Genomic DNA, 26,706 nt, shown 5'->3' on the forward strand with positions numbered 1-26,706 from the left:
CTAGTCCTCCAGGTGCTCGAGAACCTTGTCCAGCTTCTGCTCGACGGCGTGCTGGCGGCGCTCCAGTTCCACGAGTCGGTCGCCGACCTCGACGACCTGCTCGTCGGTCGCGAACCCGAGCTGTTCGAGGGTGTCCTCGGCCATCTGGTCGGCCTGCCGCTGGGTCTCCATCATCTGCTGGACGGTCGACCCCGTCCACGCGGCGAACGCGGTCGTCTCCATGACGTCCTTGAACGCGGAGTTCGCGGTGTTCAGCCAGATGTCGCGGAACTCGCTCGGGTCGACCTCCTCGCCGTCCATCGAGTCGTTGACGCGGTCGACCATCTGGTCGGCGGCGTCCATCCACGCCTGGTACGCGTCCTTGTAGCCCTCGAGGCCCTCCTCCATCTCGGGCTGGTTCATCTGCTGGGCGTCGACGGCTTCGCTCCACTGCTCGACGAACGACGCCTGCGCTTCCATGTTCTGCTCCATCGCCTCCATGAACTGCTCGTTCATGTCGGAGACGAACTCGTTCCAATCTGTCGGGACTGTCTGTTGGTTTGCCATAGTAATTACTCCGAAGGGTGTACTCAAAACGGTTGGGTCGACGATTACGCGGAGACGGACTCGGTGACGTCCTCGACGTCGGCCTCGACCTGCTCGTGCGTGTCGAGGAAGGAGTCGAACGAGGAGTCGACCGCGTCGACGTACGCGTCGGCGAACTCGTCGTACGCGCTCGCGCCGTCGGCCATCGCGTCGTTCATCGCGTCGAACGCCTGCTGCTGGCTCTCGGTGAGCTGGTCGAAGCCGTCGTCGACCATCTTCTCGAACTCGCTGAAGTCCGCGCTGCCCTCGGGCATCATGGACTCCATCGCGTCGAACATCGCGTGCCAGGTCTGCTTGGAGACGTCGTTGTTCTGCTCGGCGAGGGACTCCATGTTCTCCATGGTGTCGACGAACTGGTGGACGGTCTCCTTCTGGACGTCGATGGCCTCGTGGGTCATCTCCTGGGTCTGCTCGATCATCTGGCGCTGCATCTCGAAGGCTGCGGTCATGGGGTTGGTGGTGTCACTCATTGGAATCACGGTTGCGTTTGACTGGGATGACGATCGTTTGGACGATGTCGCCCTCCTCGATGTCGAGCGCTTCGCGCTCGGCGTCGGGGATGCTGATGCGTCCGCCGGATTGGACGCGCGTCTTGAACATCGCGGACCCCATCGTGAGGCCACGAAGGTCGGTCATCGCGTCGGAACTACCGGTGGAGGCCTGGAGGAACTGCTGGAAGAGCTCCTGCTGGGAGCTCACTGCTTGTTCGCTCGCCTCCTGCATCTGTTCCTGGAACTGCTGCATCATCGCGGGCGACCAGGGCATCTTCGGCGACTCGTCCGTCATCACCAACAGGTACGACCGCATCCATGATAAGCGTTCCGCTGAATGGTAACAGATGGTTCTCAATACCAACAGAGGGTCCGAGGCGGGGGGTGAACGTGTCGCCGTCTCCGGATTACAGACCGCTATTCTGTCGGATATCGGGGTTCTCCGGCCATCTCCCGGCGAATTCACCACGAGCCAAAGGAGACTTAACGCCGACCGACGTATGCTCTCTAACATGAGCGAACGACATAGCGAGGTTGCGACGCCGTTGACCGCGATGGCGTCGGCGTGGACGCGGTTCGCTGAGACCGCGGTGAAGGGCGCGACCGCGGCGAATCGAGCCGCGTTCTCCGCGTTCACGGTCGACGGGTACGCCGACGCGTACGCGCCGAGCGACGACGACCCGGAAGCGGTACGCGAGGGGTCGGTCCCGTCGCTGGCGTACGAGGAACTGGATTGGGCGTTCGAACGAACGGTCGACGCGCCGAGCGACATCACGGTCGGCGACACGGTCTCGTTCGAGAAACAGATCGACGAGGACGACGTCCGTGCGTTCGCTCGTGCGAGCGGCGACACGAACCGGCTGCATCTCGACGACGAGTTCGCTGCGGAGACCCGTTTCGGTGGCCGTATCGCTCACGGCACGCTCGTCTCCGGACTCATCAGCGCGGCGCTCGCGCGTCTCCCCGGACTCACCATCTACCTCGGGCAGGACCTCGAGTTCCAGGGGCCCGTCAAGATCGGTGACCGCGTGAGTGCGACCGTGGAGGTCCTCGAGGACCTCGGGAACAACCAGTACCGGCTGTCGACGGTCATCCACGACGAGTCCTCGGACAAGCCGGTCGTGGACGGCGAGGCGGTCGTCCTCATCGACGAACTCCCCGAGAACTGACGCCCCGTTCCCTGGACTCGACCGTCGGTCCCGGCCCCGCGTTCGTTTTGGTTCCGTCGCTGGCCGACCGGCGTCTCCTGGATTGTCCGTTTCGGGAACTAGTTCTGTCTTTCAAATCGCAAACCGAGTAAAACGTTACTTGATTGTTCGCTCGGTAGCTATAAATTCCCTATGCCCCTCATACGAGAATATGTCTCGCTTGTCAGAGGCTACCACGGGCAATGGTACCGAACCGGGGCGGCGACAGTTCTTGCGTCGAGCGGGCGCGGTGGGCGCCGCTGCGACGGGGCTGCTCGCGGCGAGCGGCGGGGCGAACGCCGAGGAGGCGGCGACCTTCCCGCGGATCAGTACGCGAGGGCACTACGACATCACCTGGTACGGGTCGGTCTATCGGAAGGACGAGTACACGAAGTGGGAGTACGACACGGTCGGGTCGATACCGGGTCTCGACGGCGGCGCGCCCGAGGAACTGCTCGTGCACGTCCACGGGTGGCGGAACGAGTCGAACGAGGCCGTGGACGGGTTCCGCGAGGCGCGCGAGGCGTACCGGGCGAACGGGTACGACCAGCCGGTCGTCGGGTTCACGTGGGATTCGGATTCGACGGTGTTCGGGTGGTGGGACTCCACGGAGATCGCGGAGGCGAACGGCCTGAAGCTCGCGCAGTTCGTGTACGACTACCGCAACGAGAACCCCGACACGCGGATTCGACTGGTCTGTCACTCGCTGGGTGCCCGCGTCCTCCTGCGCGCCATCGAGGTGCTCGACGACTCCGACGTGACGGACTACGTGGACTCCATCTCGCTGCTCGGCGGCGCGGCGGACAACGACGCGGTGTCGACCGGCGGCCGGTACGGTCCGCACGTCGCGAACGCGGTCGGGCAGGCGGACAACTTCTGGAAGGACGAGGACGACGTCCTGAACTGGGCGTACACGACCGCGGAGTGGGATTCCGCCGTCGGCGAGGAGGGCTGCGAGGGCACGCAACCAGGGAACTACCAGGACCACAACGTCGACTACGTCCCCGACCACTTCTCGTACGACCAGCCCGGCGAGGGCTGCATCGGCGACGTCGTCGCGCAGTGGTAACCGTACTCTCGGGCCGCTAGGCCCGTGTCGCCGTCCGCTTTAGGCTCGCCGAAAGAGATAGACAATCTTTTAGGTATGCCTAAACAGGCTACGGGTAACTGATGACGGAACCCGACATCTGCGTCGTCGTCCCGACGATCCGCGAGTGGGACTGCATCGAAGACTACGTCGCGAACGCCCGCGAGCACGGCTTCGACACCGACCGCCTCGAATTCGTCCTCGTCACCGAGGACTTCTGTCCGACCGACGAGATGCAAGCGATGCTCGACGACCTCGACGTCGCAGGCTCGGTGTTCGACGAGGCCGCGCGCGAGGACTGGTACGACGCCAACGGCATCAGCGAGTACAGTCACCTCGTGCCCGCCGCGAGCCACGCGCAGACCTCCTTCGGCCTGCTGTACCTCTGGGCGCACGACCACCCCTACTGCCTGTTCATCGACGACGACACGCTCCCGCACGACGACGTCGACTTCTTCGGCACGCACATGGAGAACCTCCAGTACGAGGGCGAGTTGACCGAAGTCGCCAGCGACGAGCAGTGGGTGAACGTCCTCTACCAGAACTTCGACGAGCACGAGCTCTACCCGCGCGGGTATCCCTACTCCGCGATGGACGAGGAGCGCGAGGTCGGCACCACGCACGTCGAGAACGTCGTCGCGTCGCAGGGCCTGTGGACGAACGTCCCGGACCTGGACGCGGTCCGCATCCTCATGGACGGCGACCTCCAGGGGCAGGCCCAGACGCGAACGAGCGCCGAGGACTTCGGGGAGGACTTCGTCGCCGCGCGCGAGAACTACCTCACGGTGTGCTCGATGAACCTCGCGTTCCGCCGCGAGGTCGTCCCCGCGTTCTACCAGTGCCCGATGGACGACAACGCGTGGGACGTCGGCCGGTTCGACGACATCTGGAGCGGCCTGTTCCTCAAGCGCGCCTGCGACGTCCTCGGGAAACGCATCTACAACGGCGACCCGCTCTGCGAGCACAACAAGGCCGCGCGGTCGACGTTCGGTGACCTGGCGAACGAGGTCCCCGGCCTGGAGCTGAACGAGCACGTCTGGGAGCTCGTCGACGACGCCGGCGCGGACGCGGACTCGTACGCGGCGGTCATGGACGGGATGGCGACCGCGCTCGCCGACGGCGACTTCGACGACTGGGAGAACGGCGAGTTCCTGAACCACGTCGGCGAGTACATGCACGACTGGCTGGACGCGCTCGACGAACTCGACGGCCTCCCCGCGCGCCAGAAGGCCGCAGCGCTCGCGGACGACTGAAGCAGTCGCGACGGGCTGAACCGCTCGCCGACCACTCTCACCGCGTCGAGAGTCGCTTCTTGCCGTGACTCGCACTGGCGCGACCGCCGTGTATGGTTTCTTTCACCGCGACTCGGCGCGTACACCCGAGTTAAAACCGGCAAGTATATAAGTTTTAGGCGGACCTAAATCAAGATATGAGCGACGACGACGGACCACGACGACGTCTCGGTCGCCGCGAGGTCCTCGCGGCAACAGCAACCGGCGCCGCAACGGCGACCGCCGGCTGCGTCGGCAGCATCTTCGGCGGAGAAGAGGACGGACAGGAGGTCAGTCTCAGTGACTTCCGGGGCTCCGGCCCGTTCGTCTCCGGCCGCGCCGCACCCGAAGGCACCTCGATGGACGACCTCGACGACCTCTCGGGCACCCTCTCCATCTACATCGGCGGCGGCGAGGGCGGTCTCTACCGCGGCCTCATCGAACTCCTCCAGCAGAAGTACCCCGACTTCGACGCACAACTGAAGTCCGCGCCCTCCACGCAGCTCGCGAACACCATCATCCAGGAGAGCGAGAACGGGAACCCGCGCGCGGACCTCTTCTGGAGCATCGACGCCTCCTCGCTCGGCCTCGTCGCCAACGAGGGGTACGCGACCTCGCTCCCGAGCGCCGTCACCGACCCCGTCCCCAGCGAACTCCAGGACGGCAACGGTCGCTGGGTCGGCGTCGCCGGCCGCGCTCGCGCCATTCCGTACAACACGAACCGCTTCAGCGCGAGCGACATCCCGAACAAGGTCGACGCGTTCGCGAACCAGGAGCGGTTCGCGAACTCGATGGGGTGGGGGCCGACCTACGGCGCGTTCAAGTCCTTCGTCACCGCGATGCGCATCATGGACGGCCGCGAAGCCACCAAGCAGTGGCTCCAGGGGATGCTCGACCAGAACACCAAGGAGTTCCGCGACGAGTACTTCACCTCCCGCGCCGTCGCCACCGGCGAGATATCGGCCGGGTTCGCGAACCACTACTACGCGCTCCGCGTGAAGGCCGCGCGCGAGAACCCGCCCATCGACCTCGCGTTCACCGAGAACGACGCGGGTGCGCTCGTCAACGTCTCCGGCGTCGAGATCATCAAGGGCACGCAGCGCTCCGAACTCGCGCAGTTGTTCGCCCAGCACCTCCTCACCGCGGAAGCCCAGGAGTTCTTCGCGACGCGAGCGTACGCCTACCCGATGATCGGTGGCGTCCAGCCCGTCGGCGACCTGCCGACGATCGACGAGCTGAACCCGCCGGAACTGGACCTCACGGAACTCAGCGACCTCGAACCGACCCTCGAACTGATGCGGGAGGTCGGCGTCCTCTGATGGGGGTCGCTGGGGGCGAGCACTGATGGCGACCGAGGAGGGATTCGTCGACGCGCTGCGTCGCGAAGCGCGCGGCGAACGCACGCTCGCACTCACCCTGTTGAGCGCCGCGATCGCCGCGCTCGTGCTCTCCCCGGTCGCGTGGATCCTCCTCGAAGCGAGCACCGTCGGGTTTACACGAGCTGTAAACCTCCTGGCGGGGGCGCGGATGGTCCAGGTGCTCGTGAACAGCCTCCTCCTCGTCGGTATCGTCACGGGCGCGTCGGTCGTCCTCGGCGTCCCGCTCGCCATCCTGACGAGCCAGACCGACCTGCCGTTCCGGCGGTTCTTCACGGTCGCCATCTCGCTCCCGCTCGTCGTCCCGAGCTACATCGGCGCGTTCGCGTACTTCACCGGCTTCGGGGAGGACGGCGCGCTCACCGCCGCACTCGCGGACGCTGGCATCGCGGTCTCGCTCCCGCCGATGACGGGACTGGTCGGGACCGCGGTCGTCCTCACGCTGTTCACGTTCCCGTACGTCTTCCTGTCGACGCGCGCGAGCCTCGCGTCGTTCGACGGCACGCTCCTCGAGGCCGCGCGGACGCTGAACCACTCGCGGACCTCGGCGTTCCTCCGCGTCGTCTTCCCGCAGGTCCTCCCCGGCATCGCCGCCGGCGGCCTCCTCGTCGCGCTCTACGCGCTCAGCGACTTCGGGACGCCCGCCATCATGGGGTACGACGTGTTCACGCGCATCCTCTTCGTGAACTACTACGACTTCCAGCTCGCCGCGCTGCTCTCCGTGCAGCTGCTCGCGGTGACCGCGGTCATCATCGCGCTGGAGTCCGCGGTCGAGGCCGGCGACGCCTCCGGGTACGCGTCCAGTAACCCCGACGCCGCCACCCGGCTCGAACTCGGGTGGCTGAAGGGGCCCGCGCTCGCGCTCTGCTCGCTCGTCGTCGTCGCCGCGCTCGCGGTCCCCATCGCCGTGCTCGTCCTCTGGCTCGTCCGCGACACCGGCCAGACTGGGTTCGGGTACGCGTTCTCCTGGGAGTACGGCTGGAACTCGCTCTCCGTGAGCGTCCTCGCGGCAGTGGCGAGCATCCTGTTCGCGCTCCCGGTCGCGTACAACTCCGTCACCGACGGCGGCCGGCTGTCGCGGCTCGCGGAACGCGGGACGTACGTCGGGTACGCCGTCCCCGGTATCGTCGTCGGCGTCGCGCTCGTCGCGCTCGGCAGCAAGTACGCGCCGTTCCTCTACGGCCAGATTCCGCTGCTCGTGTTCGCGTACGTCGTCCGGTTCCTCCCGCAAGCGGTCGGGAGCGTCCGGTCGTCGGTCCTCCAGGTCGACGGCCGACTCACGGAGGCCGCGCGGACGCTCGGGCACTCGCCGCGAGCGGCGTTCCGGAAGGTCACCCTGCCACTGGTGGCGCCCGGTATCGTCTCCGGGGCCGCGCTCGTGTTCCTGACGACGATGAAGGAGCTCCCGGCGACGCTCTTGCTTCGACCGGGAGGTTTTGAAACCCTCGTCACGTACATCTGGATGGTACAAGAGTCTCGCCACTACGGGAAGGCTGCCGTCCCCGCGCTCGTGCTGGTCGGTATCTCCGCGGTCTCGATGCTGGTGTTGCTCTCTCGAGGTGGAAACGATGTCACGTAATGAAGGTGCAAGCGACGTCATGGATGGTGTGAGCGATGTCTCGTAACGAACCGAAGCGCGCCCTGGAGCGCGAGGACCCGTACGGGGCGTCGGCGACAGACGACGTCGAGGATCCGGCGACGAACGACGTCGTCCTCGAGCTCGACGGCGTCACGAAGGTCTTCGGGCCGGAGTGCGCGGTCGACGAACTGTCGCTGTCCGTGCACGACGGTGAACTCCTCACGCTCCTCGGGCCGTCGGGGTGCGGGAAGACGACGACGCTCCGGATGCTCGCCGGCCTGGAGCGACCGGACGGTGGCGAGGTCCGCCTGAACGACCGCGTCATCGCGAACGGCGAGGGCACGTTCCGGAAGCCCGAGCATCGCGACGTCGGTATCGTCTTCCAGGACTTCGCGCTGTTCCCGCACCTCTCGGTCGCGGAGAACGTCGCGTTCGGGCTCCAGGACCGCGACGACGAGGCGACCGACGCTCGCGTCACGGAACTCCTCGACCTCGTCGGGCTCGCGGACCAGCGCGACTCGAAGCCCGCGCAGCTCTCCGGCGGCCAACAGCAACGGGTCGCGCTCGCGCGCTCGCTCGCCCCGGAACCGAGCGTCCTCCTGCTCGACGAACCGTTCAGTAACCTCGACGTGCGCTTGCGCGAGCAGATGCGCGAGGAGGTTCGCGCCATCCTCAAGGAGACGGGCGTGACCGCGGTGTCGGTGACCCACGACCAGGAGGAGGCACTCTCCATCTCGGACCGCGTCGCGGTGATGCACGAGGGCGACGTCGAGCAGGCTGGGACGCCCGAGAAGGTGTTCCAGCACCCCGAGTCGCGGTTCGTCGCGTCGTTCCTCGGACAGGCGTCGTTCCTCACCGGGCACTTCGCGCACGGCGCGGTCGAGACCGCGCTCGGCGACTTCCCGGCGTCGATGGTCGAGGGGTTGACGACCGAGTACGAGAACGCCGAGGTCGACCTGCTCGTCCGCCCGGACGACCTGCGCGCGACTCCGGTCGAGGACGGGTCCGGCGGGAACGGCGAGATCATCTACCGCCAGTACATGGGGCCGTCGTTCGTCTACCGCGTTCGACTGGAGTCCGGGGACGTCGTGCACTGCCAGCACAATCACGTCACGGACTTCGAGCTCGGCCAGCGCGTGAACGTCGAACTCGTCGCCGACCACACGATCGCCTGGTACCCCACCCAGTAGCTGCTCGTGGTCGACGTCGACTCCTTCCTCGCGTCCGCACGTGTCTGGACGAGCGACCGCGCCGGTTCGCTCGCGCTCGGCGCACTCGCCGGCGTCGTGGTGCTCGGCGTGTCCGTGCTCGTGTTCCCGTATCACTCGACGAATCACGACGAGGCGGTGTACCTCCAGCAGGCCGCGCTCCTCCTGGAGGGCCAGGTCTTCATGCGACCGCCGGTTCCGGAGGCGTTCCGCCCGTGGTTCTTCGTGCGCGACGGCGACGTCCTGTACTCGAAGTACACGCCGGTCACCGCCGCCGTCTTCGCGGCCGGGAAGGCACTCGCGGGCTCGTATCGCGTCGCACTCGGCGTCGTCGCCGCCGGGAACGTCGCGCTCGTCGTCGCGCTCGCGAAGGCGGCGTTCGACCGTCGGACCGCGCTCCTCGCCGGCGGACTCCTGCTCGTCTCGCCGCTGTTCGTCGTCTCCTCGTCGGTGTTCCTCTCGTACGCGCCGACGACGCTGTTCAACCTCGCGTTCGCGTACGCGTACGTCCGGAGCGTCCGCGTCGACGCCGCGGACGACGCGGGCGCTGCCGCGGACGCTCCCGCGCGGTTCGGCGCGAGCCGACGCGCGCTCGCGTGGGCGGCGGTCGCGGGCGTCGCCGTCGGCCTCGCGTTCTTCTCGCGGCCGTACACCGCGGTCCTGTTCGCGACGCCGTTCGTCGCGCACGCCGCGTACCGGGTGTTCGCCGTGCGGTCGCGGCGCGCGCTCGCAGCGAACGCCGTCACGGGCGCGCTCGGCGTCGCGTTCGTCGCACTCGCGCTCGCCTACAACGTCGTCGTCACCGGCGACGCGCTCACGTTCCCGTACCAGGCGTTCGCGCCAGCGGACGGCCTCGGGTTCGGGACGCGCGAGATACTCGACTACTCGCGGGAGTACACGCCGGCGCTCGCCGTCCGCGCAAACGCCGAGGTCGTCGCCAGACTCCTCGTCCGCTGGGTCCCCCTCGGTATCGCCGGCACGCTCCTGGCGACGTGGGGCGCTCGGCGCGCGTTCGACGACGACATCGACGACGACGCTGAGGTCGTTGAGACGACTGCGACCGACGAGACCGCTTTGACGGGCGGCGACGCGCTGCCGGACCGGACGCTGCGCGCGCTCCTCCTCGCCATCGCACCCGTCGTCGTCCTCGGGAACGTCGCGTTCTGGGGGAACCTCAACGTCCTCGGGGACCTCGACGTCCTCGGCGACGGCCTCGTGTGGACGCTCGGCCCGTACTATCACTTCGACGTCCTCGTCCCGGTCGCCGTCTTCGGCGCCGTCGGCGCGCGCGACCTCGCTGGCCGAGTCCGCCGTCGCGTCGCCGCAACAGACGGCGCCAGGAGCCGGGGCGTCGCAGCGGTCGGCGTCGCGCTCGCGCTCGTCGTCGCCGCGGTCGGCGTCGGCGCGCTCGCGCACCCGCTGGCGGCGAACTACGTCACCAGCGAGCACCTCTCGGACGCGTACGACGTGGAACGCGAGTACGACGACGCGGTCGTCTTCCTTCCACAGATCTACGGCGACTGGTTGAACCACCCGCTACAGGGGTACCGGAACGACCCCGGGTTCGACGGCGACGCCGTGTACGCGCTCGACCGCGACGAGGAGAACTTCGCGGTCGTCGACGCGTTCCCGAACCGCTCGTACTACCGGTACACGTACCGCGGACAGTGGCTGCCGTTCCAGGGCGAATCCGTCGAACCGCGCGTCCAGCGCGTCGACGTCGCCCGCGGCGACCGGGCGGGCGTCGACGTCTCGCTGGGCACGCCCGAGTGGACGGTCCGCGGCGCGGTCGAACTGACGACCGCCGAGGACTCCGTGGCGTACTACGTGAACGACACGACCGACGGCGTGGATGCGCGTCTCGTCGTCGCCGGCGGTCGTGCGCGCCTCGTCGGGAGCGACGTCGAGCCGCGGACGGGGAACGGGAGCGTCCGCGTCGGGAGCACGGACACCGTCACCGTGACCGCGTTCCTCGGTGGACAGGGAACTGCGGGGCTCACGTACCGCGTCGAGACCCCCGTCCGCGGCGGCCACGACGGGAGCGAGAGCGCGGTGATGACGCCGTACGTCGAGACGTGCGTCGAGTTCGGGACGTGCCGTGGTGGGGCCGCCTACCTCCCCGAGGAGAGCGACCCCGGCGTCACCGTCGCGGTGGACGTCTGGGCGACCGCGACCGGGAACGCGTCCAGCACGAGCGCGAGGGACGACACCGGGGGTGCCACCGCCGCTCGAGCAACTGATATGGGCTCTCGGAAGCCAGCGAGCTGTCCTGCCGGTGTGCTCTCGGCCTGCCGCTCGACCGAACGCTGAGTCGCCGTCGGACAACGGACAGAGACACTGTTTCAGGCTCCAGAACGGCCAACAGAACCAATATTTCCATTGGCAATCGAACACAGAAGACCCTTACGTGACCGGACTGGACAACTGAACCTGCATGGCCTGGGAGTGCCCGCTTCGCGGAGGTGAGCGGTGATGAACGTCGCCGGCGTCCACGCGGAGCTCGCCGTCGACCCCGCGGACGCCTGTCCGCTCGACGCGCTCGCCGAGGACCTCGACCTCCGCCGGTTCGTCCCCGGGTCCCCGACGGGGCCGGCGCAGGTCGTCGTCGCTCCCGAGGACGACGGCGACCCGGCGGCGGATGCGAGCGACGTCGACGGCGTTCGTCCCGTCATCGAGGTGGAGACCGACGCCATCTGTCGGCTCGACCCCGACGAGTGCCCGCACGACCCCTGTCTCGGGCGCGGCCTCGGCTTCCTTCCCGTCGAACCCTTCCACCTGCGGTTCCGCGACGGCGAGCTCTCCTGTCACCTCGCCGCGCGCGACGACGCCGAGGTCCGCGAGTGCGTGAGCGCGCTCCGCGAGGCCGGGTTCGACGTGTCCCTCCGCCAGCTCCACGCCGACGCGCTCCCAGGCGACGGGTCCATCGCCATCGTGGACCTCGACGAGCTCACGGAACGCCAGCGCGAGGTCGCGGCGTACGCTGTCGCGAACGACTACTTCTCGCTGGATGGTCCGACCGCCGCGGACGTCGCGGCCGACCTCGGCATCTCGAAGTCGACGCTCTCCGCGCACATCCGTGCGGCTCGCCAGAAGATAGGCGACCAGGTCTTCGACTGACTCGGGTACTTAAATCATCGAATTGTTCGGCGTCACGTCCAACGGTTTCCAGCCCAGTAATTACTATTGGTGAGACAACGATGACGCCGAATCGCCGCACGTTCATGAAGCGCGCAGGAAGTGTCGCAGCACTCGCAGCGGTCGGTGCGACCGGCGCGAGCGCCGAATCGGGGTGGACGACGCGAGAGTCGCCGACGGGCAGCACGCTGTACGACGTGGAGGAGACCACGGCGGGCGTGTACGCGGTCGGCGCGGGCGGGGTCGTGCTCGAACGCACGCCGAAGGGCTACGTGAAGGTGCTCGACGGCGGCCCGACGGGGAACGGGAACTCGCTGTACGGCGCGGACGTCACGGACGACGGGAAGCGCCTCTGGTTCGTCGGTTCCAGCGGTGCCATCGGCGAGTACGACGTCGAGACCGGCACGCTCCAGAGCCACTCCGCGCCGATGGACGTCACGAACAACTTCAACGACGTCTCCGTCACCGGCCGCGCGGGCGAGGCGAACGTCTACGTCGCGGGCGATAGCGGGAAGCTGTACTACAGCTTCGAGAACGGCGAATCTCAGACCTGGGAGTACACGACGCCCGCGTCCGGGTCGGCGATCAACGCGGTGGACTTCCACGACGCCACGTCCGGACACATCGTCGACGGGAACCAGACGGTGCTGTACACGCGCGACGGCGCGACGTGGGACAAGCTCGGCATCGAGAACGCGAACCACAACTTCTACGGCGTCGACTCCGACGGCTTCGACGACGTCTGGGTCTCCGGCGGCGGCGGCACCATCTTCCACTGGAACGGCTCGGAGTGGATTCGCTCGGATACGGGCGACGCGGGTCAGCGCGACATCGAGGTCGCCGGCACCGACACCGGGTACGTCGTCGGCGGCGGCGGGAAGGTCTACGACCGCGACGCCGAGAAGTGGACGGCGGACGCGACGCCGACGGGCCAGAACCTGAAAGCAGTGGTCCTGCTCGGCGGCGAGTCCGCGGTGGCGGTCGGCGCCGGCGGCACCATCGTCGAACGCTGACGCGACGCGGCAGTAGCATTCGCTTCATCCCCGACCCCCGAACCCCCTCGATTCTCCCGTCTTCCAACCGACGCGTCTCAGTCGAACAGCCGGCGGCTCCGTTCCTCCAGGCACACCCTGAGGATGCCGGTGCCGATCTCCCACCCGCCCTGGATGGGGTCGAGTTTCGTCTCGCCGGCGCGCTCGCCGTACGTGATGGGTATCTCGACGACGTCGTAGCCGCGCATCGCGGGCCGGATGAGGAGTTCCGCGGAGAGCGCCGTGTTCGTCGTCCAGACGATGTCCTGGAGGACGTCGCGGCGGTACGCGCGCATCCCGGTCGTGGTGTCGTGGACGCGCGTCCCCATCAGGACGCTCGCGAGCACGGCGAACGCGTGGTTCCCGAAGCGGTTGAACGCCGGCATCGCGTCCGCGCCGTGATAGAGGCGATCGCCGGAGACGACGTCGTAGCCCTCGTTCACTTTCTCGAGGAACCGCGGGAGGGCGTCCATCGGGTACGTGTCGTCGCAGTCGGTCGTGACGACGACCGGACGGTTCGGCGTCAGGACGGCTTCGCGGACCGCGACGCCGTACCCCTGCGGTTCCTGCTCGATGACGGTCGCGCCCTTCTCGCGCGCTATCTCGGGCGTGCGGTCGTCCGAGCCGTCCACGCAGACGACCTCCGCCTTCCCGTCGGTCACGCGGTCGATGTCGTCGAGCACGGTGCCGATGGCGGCCTCCTCGTTGTACGTCCCCATCACGACCGCCAGGTCGTCGAACGTGTACGGCGCCGACTCGTGGCCGGCGTCGTCGGTGGTCGCGTCGTCCGTACTCGCTGTCGCGTCCTCGGCCGCGTCGTCGCTGTCTGTCATGGCCTCGGCTAGCCTGCGCGCCGACTTTAGGCTTACCAAAAACTCCGAGGGTGGCCCTCAGACCGGGTCCGTCTCGTGCAGGAACGTCTGGAACTCCATCTTCCGTCCATCGGGGTCCGTCGCGAAGAACTGGTAGATGTCGAACGCCTCGTTGACCTCCGGTTCGCCGCGCGCACGGTCCGCGAACCGCTCGTAGAACGCGTCGACGCCCTCGCGGTCCTCGGTCACGAACGTCAGGACACCGTCGGTCTCCGTCTCGTCGCTCGCACAGAACCCGAACAGGAGGTTGTCGTACCGCAGGATGGTGCACGCGGACTGCTCCAGCCACACCTCGGCGCCGACCTCCTCGACGTAGAACTCGGCGGTCGACTCGTAGTCCTCGCACCCGAAGAACACGATTCCGGACATACCGACGGGTCCGAGGACCACGACCAAAGACGTTCGCGTACCGGGAACCGACTGCCGGTGCCGCAGGGACGAGCTGCCGTCAGCGCGCGATGTGGGTATCGGTCAGCCGTCCTGCCGTCAGCGCGCGATGTGGGTATCGGTCGGCCGTCCTGCCGTCAGCCGGTGAGTTCGGCGACGAACAGCAGGACCTGCGGGGCGACGAGCAGGAACACCCCGAGCGCGATGAGGAGTGCGGGCATCCAGAGGAGGTTCATGAACCCGCCGAGCCAGAGGCCGAGGCCGGCGAGCAGACAGAGGATGCCGACGATGCGTAGCACCCACGCGAACGCCTCTTCGAGTCCCGAATCTGCGACCAGTTCGACGACCTCAAGTGCTTCGTCCATGACACCCGAACCGTGCCCGCAGACGGTCTTCGACGGGCATCCTAGACAGTGAGGGTCGCCGCTGCGACGACCCGCCCCAGCGTCGACACGCCGCGATTTCGATTCTGGCATTCGACGCGCATTGAACGTAATTCTTACCGACTGTCGGCAATCAACTTTTTCCCAGTCCGGGCTCAACGGAGAGTCGATGACACGTCTTCGTCGAACCCTCGCGTACTTTGGCTTCGCGGCACCTGCCGCATCTATCGGTCTCGTGTTCCTCGCGACGCTCGTCGACCCCAAGTACTCGTGGGCGACGCGCTCGCTCTCGAGCATGGGCGAATCGACCGGACTCGGCCTCCTCGCGCTCGGGTCCTCGAACCAGCTCGCGTGGCTGCTGTTCAACGGCGGCCTGTTCGCCGGCGGCATCCTCGGGCTCCCGTTCGTCGCACTCCTCTGGATGGACGCCCGGAACACGCTCGAACGCGTCGGCGCAGGCTGGTTCGGGTTCGCGCTCGTCTGCATGTCCGGCGTCGGCGTCGCGTTCCTCGAATCCGACGCCGCCGCCGCACCGTTCGACCAGTTCCACTTCCTGTTCGCCGTCCTCCTGTTCTTCTCCATCGCCATCGCCCCCTGGATTCACGGCTCCGGCATGGCGCTCGCGGACGACAAGCGGGCGGGCGTCCTGACGATGTGGCTCGCGAACCTGTACGCCGTCCAGTGGGTCGTCTGGATCATCCTCGAGGCGATGGTGTTCACGGGCGACGGCGACACGTGGACGTACTTCGCCGTCCCCGAGTTCGTCGGCGCGCTCGCGCTCGGCGGCTGGGCCATCTGGCTCGCCACCCGAAAACTCCGCGGCTTCTGACAGCGACGCGACTCGACTCGGTGCCGTGACCGGGACATCTCCCGGAACCGTTTAGGCGACGCCGTCTGGTACACTCACCATGGACACCTGGCGGCAACGAACCGCGTACTACCTCGTCGGGCTGGCCGCCGTCATGCTCGCGTACGCCGGCCTCTACTACTACGGGATGAACGCGATAGAGGGCCGTCCCCGGACGTTCCTCCACGCGCTCCAGGTCGTCGTCGAGACGTTCACCACGACCGGGTTCGGGTCGGACTCGCCGTGGCAGACCCCCGAGATGAACGTCCTCGTCATCGTCATGGACCTCACCGGGGTCGTCCTCATCTTCCTCGCACTCCCCGTCCTCGTGTTCCCGCTGTTCGAGGAAGCCATCTCCACGAGCGTTCCGACCACGCTCCCGGACGACGTCACCGACCACGTCGTCATCTGCACGTACACGACGCGCGTCGACCCGCTCGTCGCCGAACTCGACGCCGTCGACGTACCCTACGTCATCGTCGAACCGGACCGCGAGAACGCCCAGGCGCTCGTCGAAGGCGGCTACGACGTCATCCACGACGACCCCGACACCGAGCGCGGACTCCGCGCGGCGAACCTCGCCGACGCACGCGCACTCGTCGCGGACGTCTCCGACCAGGTCGACGCCAGCATCGTCCTCGGCGCGCGCGACATCTCCGAGGACGTGCCGCTCGTCAGCATCGTCGAGGAACCCGAGAGCGTCCGCTACCACGAGCTCGCCGGCGCCGACGTCGTCCTGTCGCCCCGCGCCATCCTCGGGGAGAGCCTCGCGAACAAGGTCGCGGCCGCGCTCACCGCGGACGTCGGCGCCGCCATCGAGATCGGCGACCAGTTCGACATCGTCGAGTTCCCCATCCATCGCGGGAGCGAGATCGTCGGGAAGACCCTCGCGGAGAGCGGGCTCCGCGAGCAAGCGGGCGTGAACGTCATCGGCGCGTGGTTCGACGGCGACTTCGAATCACCGCCGGACCCCCAGCGCCGCATCGAATCCGGGACCGTCCTCCTGGTCTCCGGCGAGGAGCGCGCGCTCGAACGAGCGAAGGAGCTGACGCTCACCGAGTCGCGGCGCGTCGAGCACGGCGAGACCATCGTCGCCGGCTACGGCGAGGTCGGCCAGCGGATCGCGGCCGCGTTCGACGACGCCGGCCTCTCGTACACCGTCCTCGACGTCGAGGACAAGGAGGGCGTTGACGTCGTCGGTGACGCAACGGACGCCGAGGCCCTGGAGCGTGCGGGTATCCACGACGCACGGTCGCTCATCCTCGCGCTCCCGGACGACACCGCCGCGGAGTTCGCGACGCTCGTCGCGCGCGACCGCAGCGACTCCGTGGAGATCCTCTGTCGCGCCGAGGAGGTGGAGACGACGAAGAAGATGTACCGCGCCGGCGCGGACTACGTGCTCTCGCTCGCAACCGTCACCGGCCGGATGGTCGCCTCGGAAGTCCTCGAGGAGGACGTCATCTCCCTGAACACGCAGATAGAGGTCGTGCGGACGAAAGCGCCGGGGCTGGCGGGCCAGACGCTGGCGGACGCGCTCGTCCGGTCACGAACCGGGTGTACCGTCGTCGCATTGGAACGGGACGGCGAGCTCCACACGGACGTCGGGCCGGACACGGAGATCCGCGCGGAGGACGACCTCATCGTCGCCGGGACGGACGCGGGAACGAACCGGTTCAAGGAACTGCTCGCGTAGTTCGACGAACCGCTCGCGTAGTTCACCGCAGTGCTCGCGGGCGGACTCGACGCCGGCGGTCACTCGGGGTCGACGACGCGCTTCGGGCCGGAGCCGACGAGTTCGCCCTCGCGGCTCCCCGGCGCGACGTACGTCCAGACGCGCGCCCCGTCGCCGCCCTCGACGACCGGGGCGTCCTTGAGGCCGCGCTTGATGCACCGCCACCACCCGGACTCGCTGTCGTAGCCCGCCGGGTACTCTTCGTAGAGTTCCTCGACGAAGTCACCGCGCTTCGCGCGGTCCACGTCGCGGAGGTACGCGAGCGCCGCGCCCACGGCCTCCCGTCGGGGCGCGCACGTCGACTCGGACCGACCGGGAACGTCGAGCGCGTCCAGGTCGACGAGGTCCTCGCCCGGGCGGACGTCCGGACTGGAGCGCGCGATGCGCGTCCCGGACCGATACTCGAGCCCGGTCGAGGGCTCCCGACCGAGGCGTTCGCGCGTCTTCGCGACCGCTCGTCGCGCGAACTCGTCGAGGCGCTCGCCCTCGACGCCCTTCAGCTGGTTCGCGTGCGACCCGAGGGATTCGTCCTCGAAGCGCTCGACGCGCTCCGGCGCGAAGTTCCCGCCGATTTCCACGGGGTCGTTCGACTCGTCGCCGACGTCGTCGCTCCGCGACGACCGCGGTCGGCTGGCTCCGTCGCTGGTGGACTCGTCCACGTCACTCGTGGTCTGGGGTTCGACCGTGGTTCGTGGCTCCGCGGGCGTGGACGACGACGTCGCCCGCGACTCGGCCGTCGACAGCGTCCCGCTCCCGTCGGTCGCCCGTGCACGCCCGTCGTCGCTTCCGCTCTCGGCTCCCGCTCGCGGCTCGCGAGTCGCATCGGCCGCAGCACCGCCGTCGCCACCACGGTTCCCGTCGTGCGCCGAGAGCTGCGCCTCCAGTTCGTCGACGCGCGCCTGGTACTCCGTCAGCAACTGGTCGCGTTCGGTGCCCTGCTCGATTGCGGCGCGGTTCCCGATGATCCAACGCAGGTACTCGCCGCGGTCCTCGAACCCCAGGAGGTCGACCTCGGTGTCGAGCTTCCGGACGTCCTCGGCGGACAGTTCGAGGCGTATCTCGGGCATCACCGTCGGCTACGACCGTCCCCACTATAAATCGTGGCGCAAGACATCGAGCCCTCGCCGTGGAGAACGTTCGCACGAGCCGGGCCAAACCCTTAAATCTCGGCGAACGCATACGAACGGGCATGCACAAGGACGAACTCCTCGAGCTCCACGAGCACATGGTGACGATAATGGAGAACTTCTCCGACCAGGACGAGGTCCCTGACGGCCTGTTCTCGACGTACCGCGAACTCGACATCGACCCGTCGGACGTCCACAAGTCCAAGAGCGAACACAAGCACGCGGTGTTCGTGCTCGGGAACTCGCTCGCGAACGCGATGAGCGAGGACGAGTTCTCGAGCGCCGGCCGTATCGGCAAGCGCATGAAGGAACTCGCCGAGGACGCGGAATCCAAGATCTGAACGCGCGTCGTTCCTGTCGTCGCCTAGTCATCCAGTGACGACGTCGGGCGGCGACACCGCTCGCGCGACCGAGTCACGACGGCGGAACCTATTTGGTCCGTGTGGGGCGAAAGGCAGTACATGGACTCCCGAACGGAAGCGCGCGTCAAGGACTGGGATTCGCGTCCGTTCTCTGACGGCTACGAGGACCTGCGAGAGCTCGCGGACGCGGAGTTCTCGGGAGCGGTCGAGACCGGGTCGACGACGGCGTTCGTGTTGAACGGGAAGGTCGTCGGCGTGGTCGGTGGCGACGTCGAGTCGTTCGACGGCGCGTCGGGCACGATCTACGAGGCACCCCATCCGAGTCTCCCGCTCCTGTTCGCGATGCGCGAGCAGGGTGGCGAGGAGCGCGCGAAGTACTACACGAACGACACCCCGATATCGGAGGCGGACGGAACGCTGTCCTCCGGGTCGTTCACGGGCTACGTGGAGTTGTCCGAGAACGTCCTGTCGGGCGATTACTACGTGGTTTACTACGGCGGTCGGTCGATGAGTTGCGCGTTCGTCGGGAATCAGGAGAAGCTGATCACGGACGACGAGGCGTTCGACCGCGCGGACGACGAGGTCGGCATCTACACGGTCTGGGACGTCGACATCGAGGTGCAGGACATCCCGGCCGACGAGGAGCCGGACGATGACGCCGCTGCGGGTGCTGGCGCTGGCAGTGCTGGCGGTGGTGCCGTTGCGGATGCCGGCACTGGCGGTGCTGGCAGTGGCGCCGATACGGATGCGGGCGTTGGCGGTGTGGGCGCCGGCGCCGGCGGTGGCGGTTCGCCCGACGAACGCGTCGACGACACTCCCGCCGCCGCGGCCGAGGACCCGTCGACCGCGGTGGGCGACGACGAGGTCGCCGGCCGCGAGTCGACGGGCGGTGGTGCGGAGGACGCGGTCGCGGCACCGCCGATCGACGACGCGGAGCCGACGGTCGACGAGGACCCCGTCGTCGGGGAGGCGGAACCGGCGTCCGATCCGACCCCACGACGCGGTGAGCGCGACGACGAACGGCGGAGCGAGCGCCCGGTCGACGACGGCGACGCCGTGACCCGAGACGAATCCGCCGGGAGCGATGACGCGCCGTCGACGACCGGGCGTCGCGCGCGAAGCGAGACGGAGACGTCGAGCGGCCGGAACGCCCCCGGACGGACCGCGGCGGAGACACCGGACTCGACGTCCGAGTCCGACGCACGAGCGGTGCCGAGCGACGACTCGACCGGCGGTGCGATGGCGGAGGTCCCCGACGAAGTGATGGCCGAGGTCGAGGACGAGGCGAGAGCGAGCGAGGTCGACGACGAGGTCGCGTGGCGCGAGACCACGACCATCCCCTCCATCAACCCCGACCGGACGGTCGAGGACGACGACCCGGACCCGCTCGCGGCGGGCACCAGCGAGCCGACCGGAACGACGTCAGACGCCCGGTCGACGACCGACCGCGACCCCGGCCCTCCGAACTCGCGGTCGTCGCGCACCGACGACCACGCCACTGGGCGGCAGGGAGCGAACGGGAACCGGGGCGCGTCCCCGAACGGTGCAGCGGCCGGCGGCGCGGACCCCGATCGCGTCACCGAACTCTCCGAGGAGCTCGAGAGCGTCCGCGAGGAACGCGACCGGATCGCGGCCGAACGCAACGACCTCGAAGCCGAACGCGACCGGCTCGCCGAACGGAACGACGAACTGCAGGCGCGCGTCGACGACCTCGAAGACGAGGTCGCGGCACTCGAAAGCGACCTCGCGGCGGCGCGCGAACGACTCGAAGCGGAGACGCCCGGCGAGGACGTCGTCGAACTCTCGCCGCGAGAAGCGCTCGAAGGCACGAACCTCTTCGTTCGATACGGCTCCAAGAGCGCGACGACGCTCGAGGACGTCCACGACAGCGACGTCGGGATCGCCGACCTGGAAGCGAACCTCCGCCTCGAGTACCACACGAGTTTCGACGCGGAGAACGCGGTCATCGACGGGAAGGCCTACGACGAGTTCCTCTACGAATCCACGCCGTACCAGTTCGTGGAGTGGTTCGTGTACGACCTCGTCTTCGAGATCCGCGACACGGGGAACGAGAACGACCTCGGCGACCTCTACGAGGCGTTCCCGAAGGTCGACCGCGTCGAACTCTACGGTGACGTCTCGCTCCGCTACGAGGAGGACGGCGAGGAACACCGCGAGCAGACGACGTTCGACGTCGTCGTCCGCGACCGGATGGGGAACCCGTTAGCGGTCGCGAACGTCAACGCGTCGCGGGACCCGGCGACCGAGGAGATGATGGTGGACCTCCAGGAGCGCGGTACGCGCGTCAAACGGACGAGTGACGCGCTCGCCGGCGCGTTCATGGTGACCGCGAGCTTCTTCGCGCCGGAGGCGCTCGAGATCGCGAACGAGGCGACCAGCGGCGGTATCCTGAGTCGCGACTCGAAGAAGTCCTACGTCAAGCTGTCGCGGAAACGCGGCTACCACCTGTGTCTCGTCGAGACGCGTAACGGCGAGTTCCACGTGAACGTCCCGGAACTCTGACCGCGCGCGCCTTCGAGCCCGGTACGCGGTGGTCGCTACGTCGAGGCGGGTCGGTTCGGCGACGCCGTCGCTACGTGTCGTCGGTGGAACGAGAGAAGAACGAGGGTCTAGTTCTCGACTTCCGCCGCGTTGTCGATCTTCATGTTGTCCATCTTGTCGACGATCTCGTCGATCTTCTCGTCGAGGTCGTCCACGAACTCCGACGTGTGGTCGGTGGTGATGGCGCCCTGGCTCGAGGGCTCGATGAGGTTCTCCTCCTCGAGGACGCGCAGCGAGTAGCGAACCTTGTGATGCGGGTAACCCGTCTCGTTGGACATCTTGACGATCCCGATGGGTTCGTTCTCGATGACCATCTTCAGGACCTGCAGATGCCGCTCCAGCATGTCGACTTCCTTCTCAAGTCGGTCTATCATGGCATTTGTTAACTTGTCGTTCGGGGTTTTAAACCTTACTCTCCCATTGGCATGGTTGCCCAGAACAGTGTCTGAGGTTGACAGACGTACTACATAGGTCTTCTGGTCGGTATCGGAATACCCTCGGTGGGTTCCGCCTGTCACCGCGGCCCGCTGGCTCGCGCGTGCCCCCGGCCACGGTCCACGAGGAGCGACCAACGACCGACGGTATCGAAATCGGTTTATCGGGGCCTCGTGAAACCCCCCGTGTAAATGACTGTTACCATCGTCGGTTCCCAACTCGGAGACGAGGGGAAGGGCGGCGTCGTCGACCTCTACGGCGACCCCGCGGACGTCGTCGTCCGCTACCAGGGCGGCGACAACGCCGGTCACACCGTCGTCGAGGACGGAACCGAGTACAAGCTCTCGCTCGTCCCGAGCGGCGCCGTCCGCGGGAAGGTCGGCGTTCTGGGGAACGGCTGCGTCGTCAATCCCGCCACGCTCTTCGAGGAGATGGACGGGCTCCGCGAGCGCGGCCTGGAGCCGGACGTTCGCGTCGCCGAGCGCGCGCACGTCATCCTCCCGTATCATCGCGTCCTGGACGGTATCGAGGAGGACGTCAAGAGCGAGACCGACAGCGCGGTCGGCACCACCGGACGCGGCATCGGGCCGACGTACGAGGACAAGGCCGGTCGACGCGGGGTTCGCGTCGGTGACCTGCTCGACGAGGACGTGCTTCGCGACCGCATCGAGTACGTCGTCCCGCAGAAGCGCGCGCTCGTCGAGGACGTCTACGGCGTCGACGTGGACGACCTCGAGAATCCGGACGCCTTCGACGTGGACGCGGTGTTCGAGACGGCGCGGGAGTACGGCGAGCGTCTCGCCGCGGAGGACATGACCGTCGACGCGGGGAACTTCCTCGCGGAGAAGCGCGCGAACGGCGAGAACGTGATGCTCGAGGGCGCACAGGGCACGGTCATCGACATCGACCACGGGAACTACCCGTACGTGACGTCCTCGAACCCGACCGCTGGCGGCGCGGCGACGGGGTCGGGGCTCGCGCCGACCGTCATCGGACAGGGCGAGGTCGTCGGTATCGTGAAGGCGTACCTCACTCGCGTCGGTCGTGGGCCGCTCCCGACGGAACTCGCGGGCGTCGAGGGCCAGACGCCGGGCTACGACGGGCACGCTGGCGACGACGAGGAGGAGCTCGCGACGTACATCCGCGACGAGGGCGGCGAGTACGGTACCGTCACGGGCCGGCCGCGTCGCGTCGGCTGGCTCGACCTCCCGATGCTCCGGCACTCGACGCGCGTCAACGGCTTCACCGGCCTCGCGGTGAATCACGTCGACGTGCTCGCGGGGCTCGACGAGGTGAAGGTCGGCGACTCCTATACCCTGGACGGCGAGGAGATCGAGACGCTGCCGTCGACGACCGAGAAGTGGGCTGAGTGCGAGGCGAACCTGCGGACGTTCGACGGCTGGCCGGAGGTCGACTGGGACGACGTCGACGACTACGCGGACCTCCCGGAGAACGCTCGCGCGTACCTCGAGTACGTCAGCGACGAGCTCGAGACGGACATCTACGCGGTCGGCGTCGGCCCGGACCGCGACCAGACCGTCGTCCTCGAATCGCCGTACGACGACTGACTCCAGTACGGTAACTTTCTTAACACGTCGGCGCGTTGATTCGAGCATGTTCCGACGACTCCGCGCGCTCGTCAGGTCGTACTGGCCAGCAAGCGACGACGACGGCGACGTCTGGGAGGCGATTCCGGGGTCGCAGTACGACGGTCGGCACGCCGAATCCGGTGGGCTGACCCGCGGCGAGCAGGAGGCCGCCATCGCGGACGTGCAGGAGCAGGCCGCGGAACTCGACCAGGAGTGACCGCTCCGGCGTCGGACACCTCGCCCGGTCGCGTCAGCGCCAACCTGCACGCTCGTTCCTGACGTCCCAACGTTTTCATCGCGTTCGACGGTACCACGACGCATGGAGGACTACGACGAGTTCCGCATCTACTCGGTCGCCGTCGACCCCGAGTACTGCCCGCAGTGCGGGAGCGAGGTCGGTTCGCGCGAGTTCGACGGCGGCCCGATGGACTGGTGTGGCGACTGCGAGATGGTGTTCGCTCGGACGCCGGTCTCGGCGGTGCACGTGGTCGTCCGCGACGACGACCACGTCCTCCTGCTCGACGAACCCATCCCCCAGCACGACGGCGTCCTGAGTCTCCCCGGCGGGCACGCCCACCACGACGAAGGGCCGCGCGAGGCCGTGCTCCGCGAACTCCAGGAGGAGACCGCGCTCGCCGCGACCTCAGACGCGCTCTCGCTGGTCACCGTGTACCACGCCGAGACCGACGCGGTCGCGTTCCACTTCGCGACGTACGCCCTCGACTACGCGGACGCGACCGGGACCCTCGCGCCCGAGGCCGACGGGTTCGAGATCCGCCGCGAACTGGTCGACGACGTCATCGACGGCGTCGTTCCCATCCGCGACTCCGACCGGGAACGCGTCGCTGCCGCGTTCGACCGCGAGAACCCGGTCTGACCGACTCCCATCGACCGCGCGAGCAGCGACCGGTGGCGGTCAGTCGTCCGCCGACACGACCGCACCTTCGAGGGACGCCACCGCGTCCATCACCTCCTCGCGCTCCGCGTCCGGGACGTCGAACTCGCCGAGCGCGTCGTCCAGGTGCTCGGCGACGCGCCCGAAGTCCGCGGGCGTCACCCCGAGGTGGTCGTGCGCCGTCGCCATGTCGTCGCCGTCCCACTGCACGGGCCCGCCCGTGACGTGCGACAGGAACTGCGTCTGATGCCGTCTGAGGTCCGCGGGATCCGAATCCTCGAAGTACGCGACGAGTTCGTCGTCCGCGAGCACGCGGTCGTAGAACTCGTCGACGACCGCCTCGATAGCCTCCCGTTCACCCAATCGCTCGTAGAGCGTCTCCTCGCTCATGACGCTTGCGTTCACGCGACCCACGGAAGAATCTAACCAAAGAACACGTTCGGGTCCGAGCGCACAGTCCTGACTCTCCGCCATCGCACGTGACGGTCGTCCCGTCGCCGCGTTCCCGAAGCCTTTTGCTGTCCGTCCCCGACGCTCCGGGTATGAAGGAGTCGCTGATGGACGTTCTCTGCTGCCCGATGGACAAGTCAGAACTCGAACTGGAGGTCGACGACCGCGCCGACGACGAGGAGGTCCTCGCCGGCACGCTCGTCTGCACGGAGTGCGGGGAACGCTACCCCATCGAGGACGGCATCCCGAACCTCCTCCCGCCGGACATGCGCGACGACGTCCCCGCCTGAACCTTTTTTACACTCGCTCGTGAGGTAGATTCGTGGTCGACACGCTCACCGTCCACCTGAGTCGCGGGGAACTCCACGAGGTCGCGCCAGCGACCGCCGACTTCGAGACCGGGGGGACGTTCGAGCTCGAACTCGTCAATCACGGTCGCGCCAGTCACGTCCACGTACATCCGGACGACGCGCTCGCTCGCGGCGTCCACCTCGACGAGACGAACCTCTACGTGGAGACGGACTCGACGCGCGTCGTTCAGGTCGAGGTCCCCGATGGCCCGCGGCCGTTACGTGGCGCGCTCGAGATCTCGGCGGGCTACGGCGCAACCGGGTCGTCCGTCGACGTCGGCATCGTCGAACAACCCGAGCCGGACCTCCCGGTGGACGAGACGCTCGCCGAACCCGCGACGACCGACGACACGGGGAGCGCGCTCGACCGGTTGCTCGCCGAGGAGAGCCTGCCGGTTCTCGGCCTCGGCGTCGTCGCGGTCCTCGTCGCAGTCGGGGCGGCGTTCGCGTTCGGCGACCTCGTCGTCGCCGTCGGCGCGCTCGTCGTCGTCGCCGGCGTCCTCGCAGCGATGTACGCGCTCGTCAGCGAGTGAGACGCCCCCACTGGTACCGACCCGTGGACCTCGACACTCGGGTTCGAGGCCCGCTGAACGTCGACTAGTCGTCGCCGTCGGTTGGGACGCCGCAGAGGTTCCCGTCGTCGTCCATGCGTTTCTCGCGGAGATACCGCGTCCGCCAGCGGTTCGCGTCGTGCCGGAAGTCCGCCTCGCGGACCTCGTCGACGTCGCCGTCGGCGACGGTGTCGATGATGGCCTCGAGCTGTTCCTTCTCACTGGGCGTCAGCTCGAACTCGTAGGACTGCGAGTCCTCCCCTTCGAGTTTCGTCCATTGACGGGCGGCGGAGACGACCATCGAGCACGGCTCGCGGCACGGGAACGCGCCCACGCCACCGTCCGCTTCGAGGTCGGTGTCCTCGTCGTACTGCCACTCGCGGCGCTTCAGGCACTCCGAGTCCGCACAGCACGCCTCCGCGACGCGCTCGACGTGCTCTTTCCCTTCGCCGCGGTTCCACGTCTGGACGACGCCGTAGATGCCGGACTGGCGTTCCATCGTGGGCTCCCAGTGGTCGACGTCGAGGTTCCCCTCGCGCTCCCGATGCCAGTTCGCGACCGTCGCGGGATAGATCGTCTCGACGACGTCGACGACCGCCGCGCTCGTCAGCTCCGGGAACCGCCAGCCGTCGACGAGTGTCGGCGCGGCCTTCAACGGCCGGTAGCGTCCCTTCTCGTCGAACTTCGCGACGTCTCTCGCGTCCCGGACGTCGCGGTGCGCGTCGAGGTCGTCGGCGTCGGCGTCGGCGTCGTCGACGTGCCGGACCTCGTACCGCCGGTAGCCGTCGTCGGCGAGCTCGACGGTGACGAGGAGCTGGCCCCACTGGCGTTCGATGCCACGTTCGAGCGCGTCGTACCGGTCCAAGATGTCCGTGGGCTCGTACGTCGTCCCGTGGGTCGCGTCGCCGCCGTGCCCGCGCGTCTCCGTCGGCGCGTCGTGATCGGCGACGCGCTCCAGGTACCGGAGGAAGTCGAACCGCGCGGACCCCTCGGTGGGCGCGACGTCGTGCCAGAAGTACCAGTTCGAGACGTGCTCGGGGTTCGCGCGCGCCACCCGATGCAGTTCGTCCTCCGAGAGCCCGCCGCGTTCCAGGTCCGGGAGCTCGAACCGATAGCCGTCCTCGGTCCGCGTGACGTGCAGGCCGTCGAACGCGACGTCGTCCTCGATGGTGACCGCCGCCGACAGCGCCGCGAGTTGCTCGTCGTCCATGCTC

At 68.0% G+C, this 26,706-nt stretch carries 28 protein-coding genes; 18 read left to right on the forward strand and 10 right to left on the reverse strand.

Translation table 11 applies throughout. The features are described from left to right. The 3 genes from ACZ48X_RS19545 to ACZ48X_RS19555 are packed head-to-tail and all read right to left on the reverse strand — an operon-like array spanning position 1 to position 1,371. Positions 1-546: a poly(R)-hydroxyalkanoic acid synthase subunit PhaE gene (locus tag ACZ48X_RS19545; RefSeq protein WP_336352136.1), complete on the reverse strand. Its 546-nt coding sequence runs from the start codon at positions 544-546 to the stop codon at positions 1-3. Positions 547-590: 44 nt separating this feature from the next. Then, complete coding sequence (locus ACZ48X_RS19550; RefSeq protein ID WP_336352137.1) at positions 591-1,034, reverse strand: hypothetical protein; 444 nt, start codon at positions 1,032-1,034, stop codon at positions 591-593. A gap of 13 nt (positions 1,035-1,047) precedes the next feature. Beyond that, positions 1,048-1,371, reverse strand: coding sequence for an AbrB/MazE/SpoVT family DNA-binding domain-containing protein (locus ACZ48X_RS19555; protein ID WP_227130721.1), 324 nt, complete (start codon positions 1,369-1,371; stop codon positions 1,048-1,050). A gap of 217 nt (positions 1,372-1,588) precedes the next feature. Here ACZ48X_RS19555 and ACZ48X_RS19560 point away from each other — a divergent pair, with 217 nt between their 5' ends. From ACZ48X_RS19560 to ACZ48X_RS19600, 9 genes are all read left to right on the forward strand, one after another. Next, entirely contained in the window at positions 1,589-2,245 is a 657-nt protein-coding gene (locus ACZ48X_RS19560) for a MaoC family dehydratase (protein WP_336352138.1), read from the forward strand. A 268-nt stretch (positions 2,246-2,513) separates the two neighbouring features. After that, positions 2,514-3,332: an alpha/beta hydrolase gene (locus ACZ48X_RS19565; RefSeq protein WP_336352139.1), complete on the forward strand. Its 819-nt coding sequence runs from the start codon at positions 2,514-2,516 to the stop codon at positions 3,330-3,332. Between the two features lie 101 nt (positions 3,333-3,433). Then, on the forward strand, positions 3,434-4,603 hold the full coding sequence (locus ACZ48X_RS19570; RefSeq protein WP_336352140.1) for an alpha-1 4-glucan-protein synthase: 1,170 nt from the start codon (positions 3,434-3,436) through the stop codon (positions 4,601-4,603). A 176-nt stretch (positions 4,604-4,779) separates the two neighbouring features. Continuing rightward, a complete protein-coding gene (locus ACZ48X_RS19575) occupies positions 4,780-5,940 on the forward strand; it encodes an extracellular solute-binding protein (protein WP_336352141.1) in 1,161 nt (386 codons plus the stop codon). Positions 5,941-5,965: 25 nt separating this feature from the next. Continuing rightward, positions 5,966-7,576: an ABC transporter permease gene (locus ACZ48X_RS19580; protein WP_336352142.1), complete on the forward strand. Its 1,611-nt coding sequence runs from the start codon at positions 5,966-5,968 to the stop codon at positions 7,574-7,576. Between the two features lie 35 nt (positions 7,577-7,611). Continuing rightward, positions 7,612-8,766: an ABC transporter ATP-binding protein gene (locus tag ACZ48X_RS19585; RefSeq protein WP_336352143.1), complete on the forward strand. Its 1,155-nt coding sequence runs from the start codon at positions 7,612-7,614 to the stop codon at positions 8,764-8,766. Between the two features lie 6 nt (positions 8,767-8,772). Next, positions 8,773-11,094: a DUF7846 domain-containing protein gene (locus tag ACZ48X_RS19590; protein ID WP_336352144.1), complete on the forward strand. Its 2,322-nt coding sequence runs from the start codon at positions 8,773-8,775 to the stop codon at positions 11,092-11,094. A gap of 162 nt (positions 11,095-11,256) precedes the next feature. Continuing rightward, a complete protein-coding gene (locus ACZ48X_RS19595; protein WP_336352145.1) occupies positions 11,257-11,901 on the forward strand; it encodes a helix-turn-helix domain-containing protein in 645 nt (214 codons plus the stop codon). A gap of 80 nt (positions 11,902-11,981) precedes the next feature. Continuing rightward, a complete protein-coding gene (locus ACZ48X_RS19600) occupies positions 11,982-12,932 on the forward strand; it encodes a WD40/YVTN/BNR-like repeat-containing protein (RefSeq protein ID WP_464379825.1) in 951 nt (316 codons plus the stop codon). 77 nt (positions 12,933-13,009) lie between these two features. Here the strand turns inward: ACZ48X_RS19600 and ACZ48X_RS19605 are convergent, their stop codons facing one another. The 3 genes from ACZ48X_RS19605 to ACZ48X_RS19615 all read right to left on the reverse strand — a co-directional run bounded on the left by ACZ48X_RS19605 (position 13,010) and on the right by ACZ48X_RS19615 (position 14,574). Next, entirely contained in the window at positions 13,010-13,669 is a 660-nt protein-coding gene (locus tag ACZ48X_RS19605; RefSeq protein WP_379762544.1) for a dolichyl-phosphate hexose transferase, read from the reverse strand. A 171-nt stretch (positions 13,670-13,840) separates the two neighbouring features. Continuing rightward, on the reverse strand, positions 13,841-14,191 hold the full coding sequence (locus ACZ48X_RS19610) for a VOC family protein (RefSeq protein ID WP_336350811.1): 351 nt from the start codon (positions 14,189-14,191) through the stop codon (positions 13,841-13,843). Between the two features lie 155 nt (positions 14,192-14,346). Beyond that, the gene (locus ACZ48X_RS19615) at positions 14,347-14,574 is read right to left on the reverse strand and encodes a hypothetical protein (RefSeq protein ID WP_336350810.1); all 228 of its coding nucleotides are present in this window, start codon (positions 14,572-14,574) and stop codon (positions 14,347-14,349) included. 187 nt (positions 14,575-14,761) lie between these two features. Here ACZ48X_RS19615 and ACZ48X_RS19620 point away from each other — a divergent pair, with 187 nt between their 5' ends. Beyond that, on the forward strand, positions 14,762-15,421 hold the full coding sequence (locus ACZ48X_RS19620) for a DUF998 domain-containing protein (protein WP_336350809.1): 660 nt from the start codon (positions 14,762-14,764) through the stop codon (positions 15,419-15,421). Positions 15,422-15,500: 79 nt separating this feature from the next. After that, positions 15,501-17,132, forward strand: a complete 1,632-nt coding sequence (locus ACZ48X_RS19625) for a potassium channel family protein (protein WP_336350808.1) — start codon at positions 15,501-15,503, stop codon at positions 17,130-17,132. Positions 17,133-17,191: 59 nt separating this feature from the next. On the opposite strand, the gene ACZ48X_RS19630 is transcribed toward ACZ48X_RS19625, so the two are convergent. Then, a complete protein-coding gene (locus ACZ48X_RS19630; protein ID WP_336350807.1) occupies positions 17,192-18,238 on the reverse strand; it encodes a hypothetical protein in 1,047 nt (348 codons plus the stop codon). A 122-nt stretch (positions 18,239-18,360) separates the two neighbouring features. Here ACZ48X_RS19630 and ACZ48X_RS19635 point away from each other — a divergent pair, with 122 nt between their 5' ends. Then, on the forward strand, positions 18,361-18,639 hold the full coding sequence (locus tag ACZ48X_RS19635; protein WP_336350806.1) for a UPF0058 family protein: 279 nt from the start codon (positions 18,361-18,363) through the stop codon (positions 18,637-18,639). Positions 18,640-18,759: 120 nt separating this feature from the next. Then, positions 18,760-21,183: a DUF7527 domain-containing protein gene (locus ACZ48X_RS19640; RefSeq protein WP_336350805.1), complete on the forward strand. Its 2,424-nt coding sequence runs from the start codon at positions 18,760-18,762 to the stop codon at positions 21,181-21,183. A 107-nt stretch (positions 21,184-21,290) separates the two neighbouring features. Here the strand turns inward: ACZ48X_RS19640 and ACZ48X_RS19645 are convergent, their stop codons facing one another. After that, on the reverse strand, positions 21,291-21,596 hold the full coding sequence (locus tag ACZ48X_RS19645; RefSeq protein WP_227130735.1) for a hypothetical protein: 306 nt from the start codon (positions 21,594-21,596) through the stop codon (positions 21,291-21,293). Positions 21,597-21,848: 252 nt separating this feature from the next. Between ACZ48X_RS19645 and ACZ48X_RS19650 the strand changes: the two genes are divergently transcribed. The 3 genes from ACZ48X_RS19650 (at position 21,849) to ACZ48X_RS19660 (ending at position 24,123) form a co-directional block, all read left to right on the forward strand. Next, positions 21,849-23,225: an adenylosuccinate synthase gene (locus ACZ48X_RS19650; protein ID WP_336350804.1), complete on the forward strand. Its 1,377-nt coding sequence runs from the start codon at positions 21,849-21,851 to the stop codon at positions 23,223-23,225. A 46-nt stretch (positions 23,226-23,271) separates the two neighbouring features. After that, on the forward strand, positions 23,272-23,463 hold the full coding sequence (locus ACZ48X_RS19655) for a hypothetical protein (protein WP_336350803.1): 192 nt from the start codon (positions 23,272-23,274) through the stop codon (positions 23,461-23,463). Positions 23,464-23,565: 102 nt separating this feature from the next. Then, positions 23,566-24,123: an NUDIX hydrolase gene (locus tag ACZ48X_RS19660; protein WP_336350802.1), complete on the forward strand. Its 558-nt coding sequence runs from the start codon at positions 23,566-23,568 to the stop codon at positions 24,121-24,123. Between the two features lie 39 nt (positions 24,124-24,162). On the opposite strand, the gene ACZ48X_RS19665 is transcribed toward ACZ48X_RS19660, so the two are convergent. Continuing rightward, a complete protein-coding gene (locus ACZ48X_RS19665; RefSeq protein WP_336350801.1) occupies positions 24,163-24,531 on the reverse strand; it encodes a group I truncated hemoglobin in 369 nt (122 codons plus the stop codon). Positions 24,532-24,683: 152 nt separating this feature from the next. Here ACZ48X_RS19665 and ACZ48X_RS19670 point away from each other — a divergent pair, with 152 nt between their 5' ends. Both ACZ48X_RS19670 and ACZ48X_RS19675 read left to right on the forward strand, forming a co-directional pair. Continuing rightward, the gene (locus ACZ48X_RS19670) at positions 24,684-24,881 is read left to right on the forward strand and encodes a methytransferase partner Trm112 (RefSeq protein WP_336350800.1); all 198 of its coding nucleotides are present in this window, start codon (positions 24,684-24,686) and stop codon (positions 24,879-24,881) included. Positions 24,882-24,913: 32 nt separating this feature from the next. Further along, a complete protein-coding gene (locus ACZ48X_RS19675; RefSeq protein ID WP_336350799.1) occupies positions 24,914-25,474 on the forward strand; it encodes a DUF7524 family protein in 561 nt (186 codons plus the stop codon). A gap of 64 nt (positions 25,475-25,538) precedes the next feature. Here the strand turns inward: ACZ48X_RS19675 and ACZ48X_RS19680 are convergent, their stop codons facing one another. After that, positions 25,539-26,702: a DR2241 family protein gene (locus tag ACZ48X_RS19680; RefSeq protein WP_336350798.1), complete on the reverse strand. Its 1,164-nt coding sequence runs from the start codon at positions 26,700-26,702 to the stop codon at positions 25,539-25,541. Positions 26,703-26,706 lie beyond the last annotated feature (4 nt).

Source organism: Halorubellus litoreus, assembly GCF_055378595.1.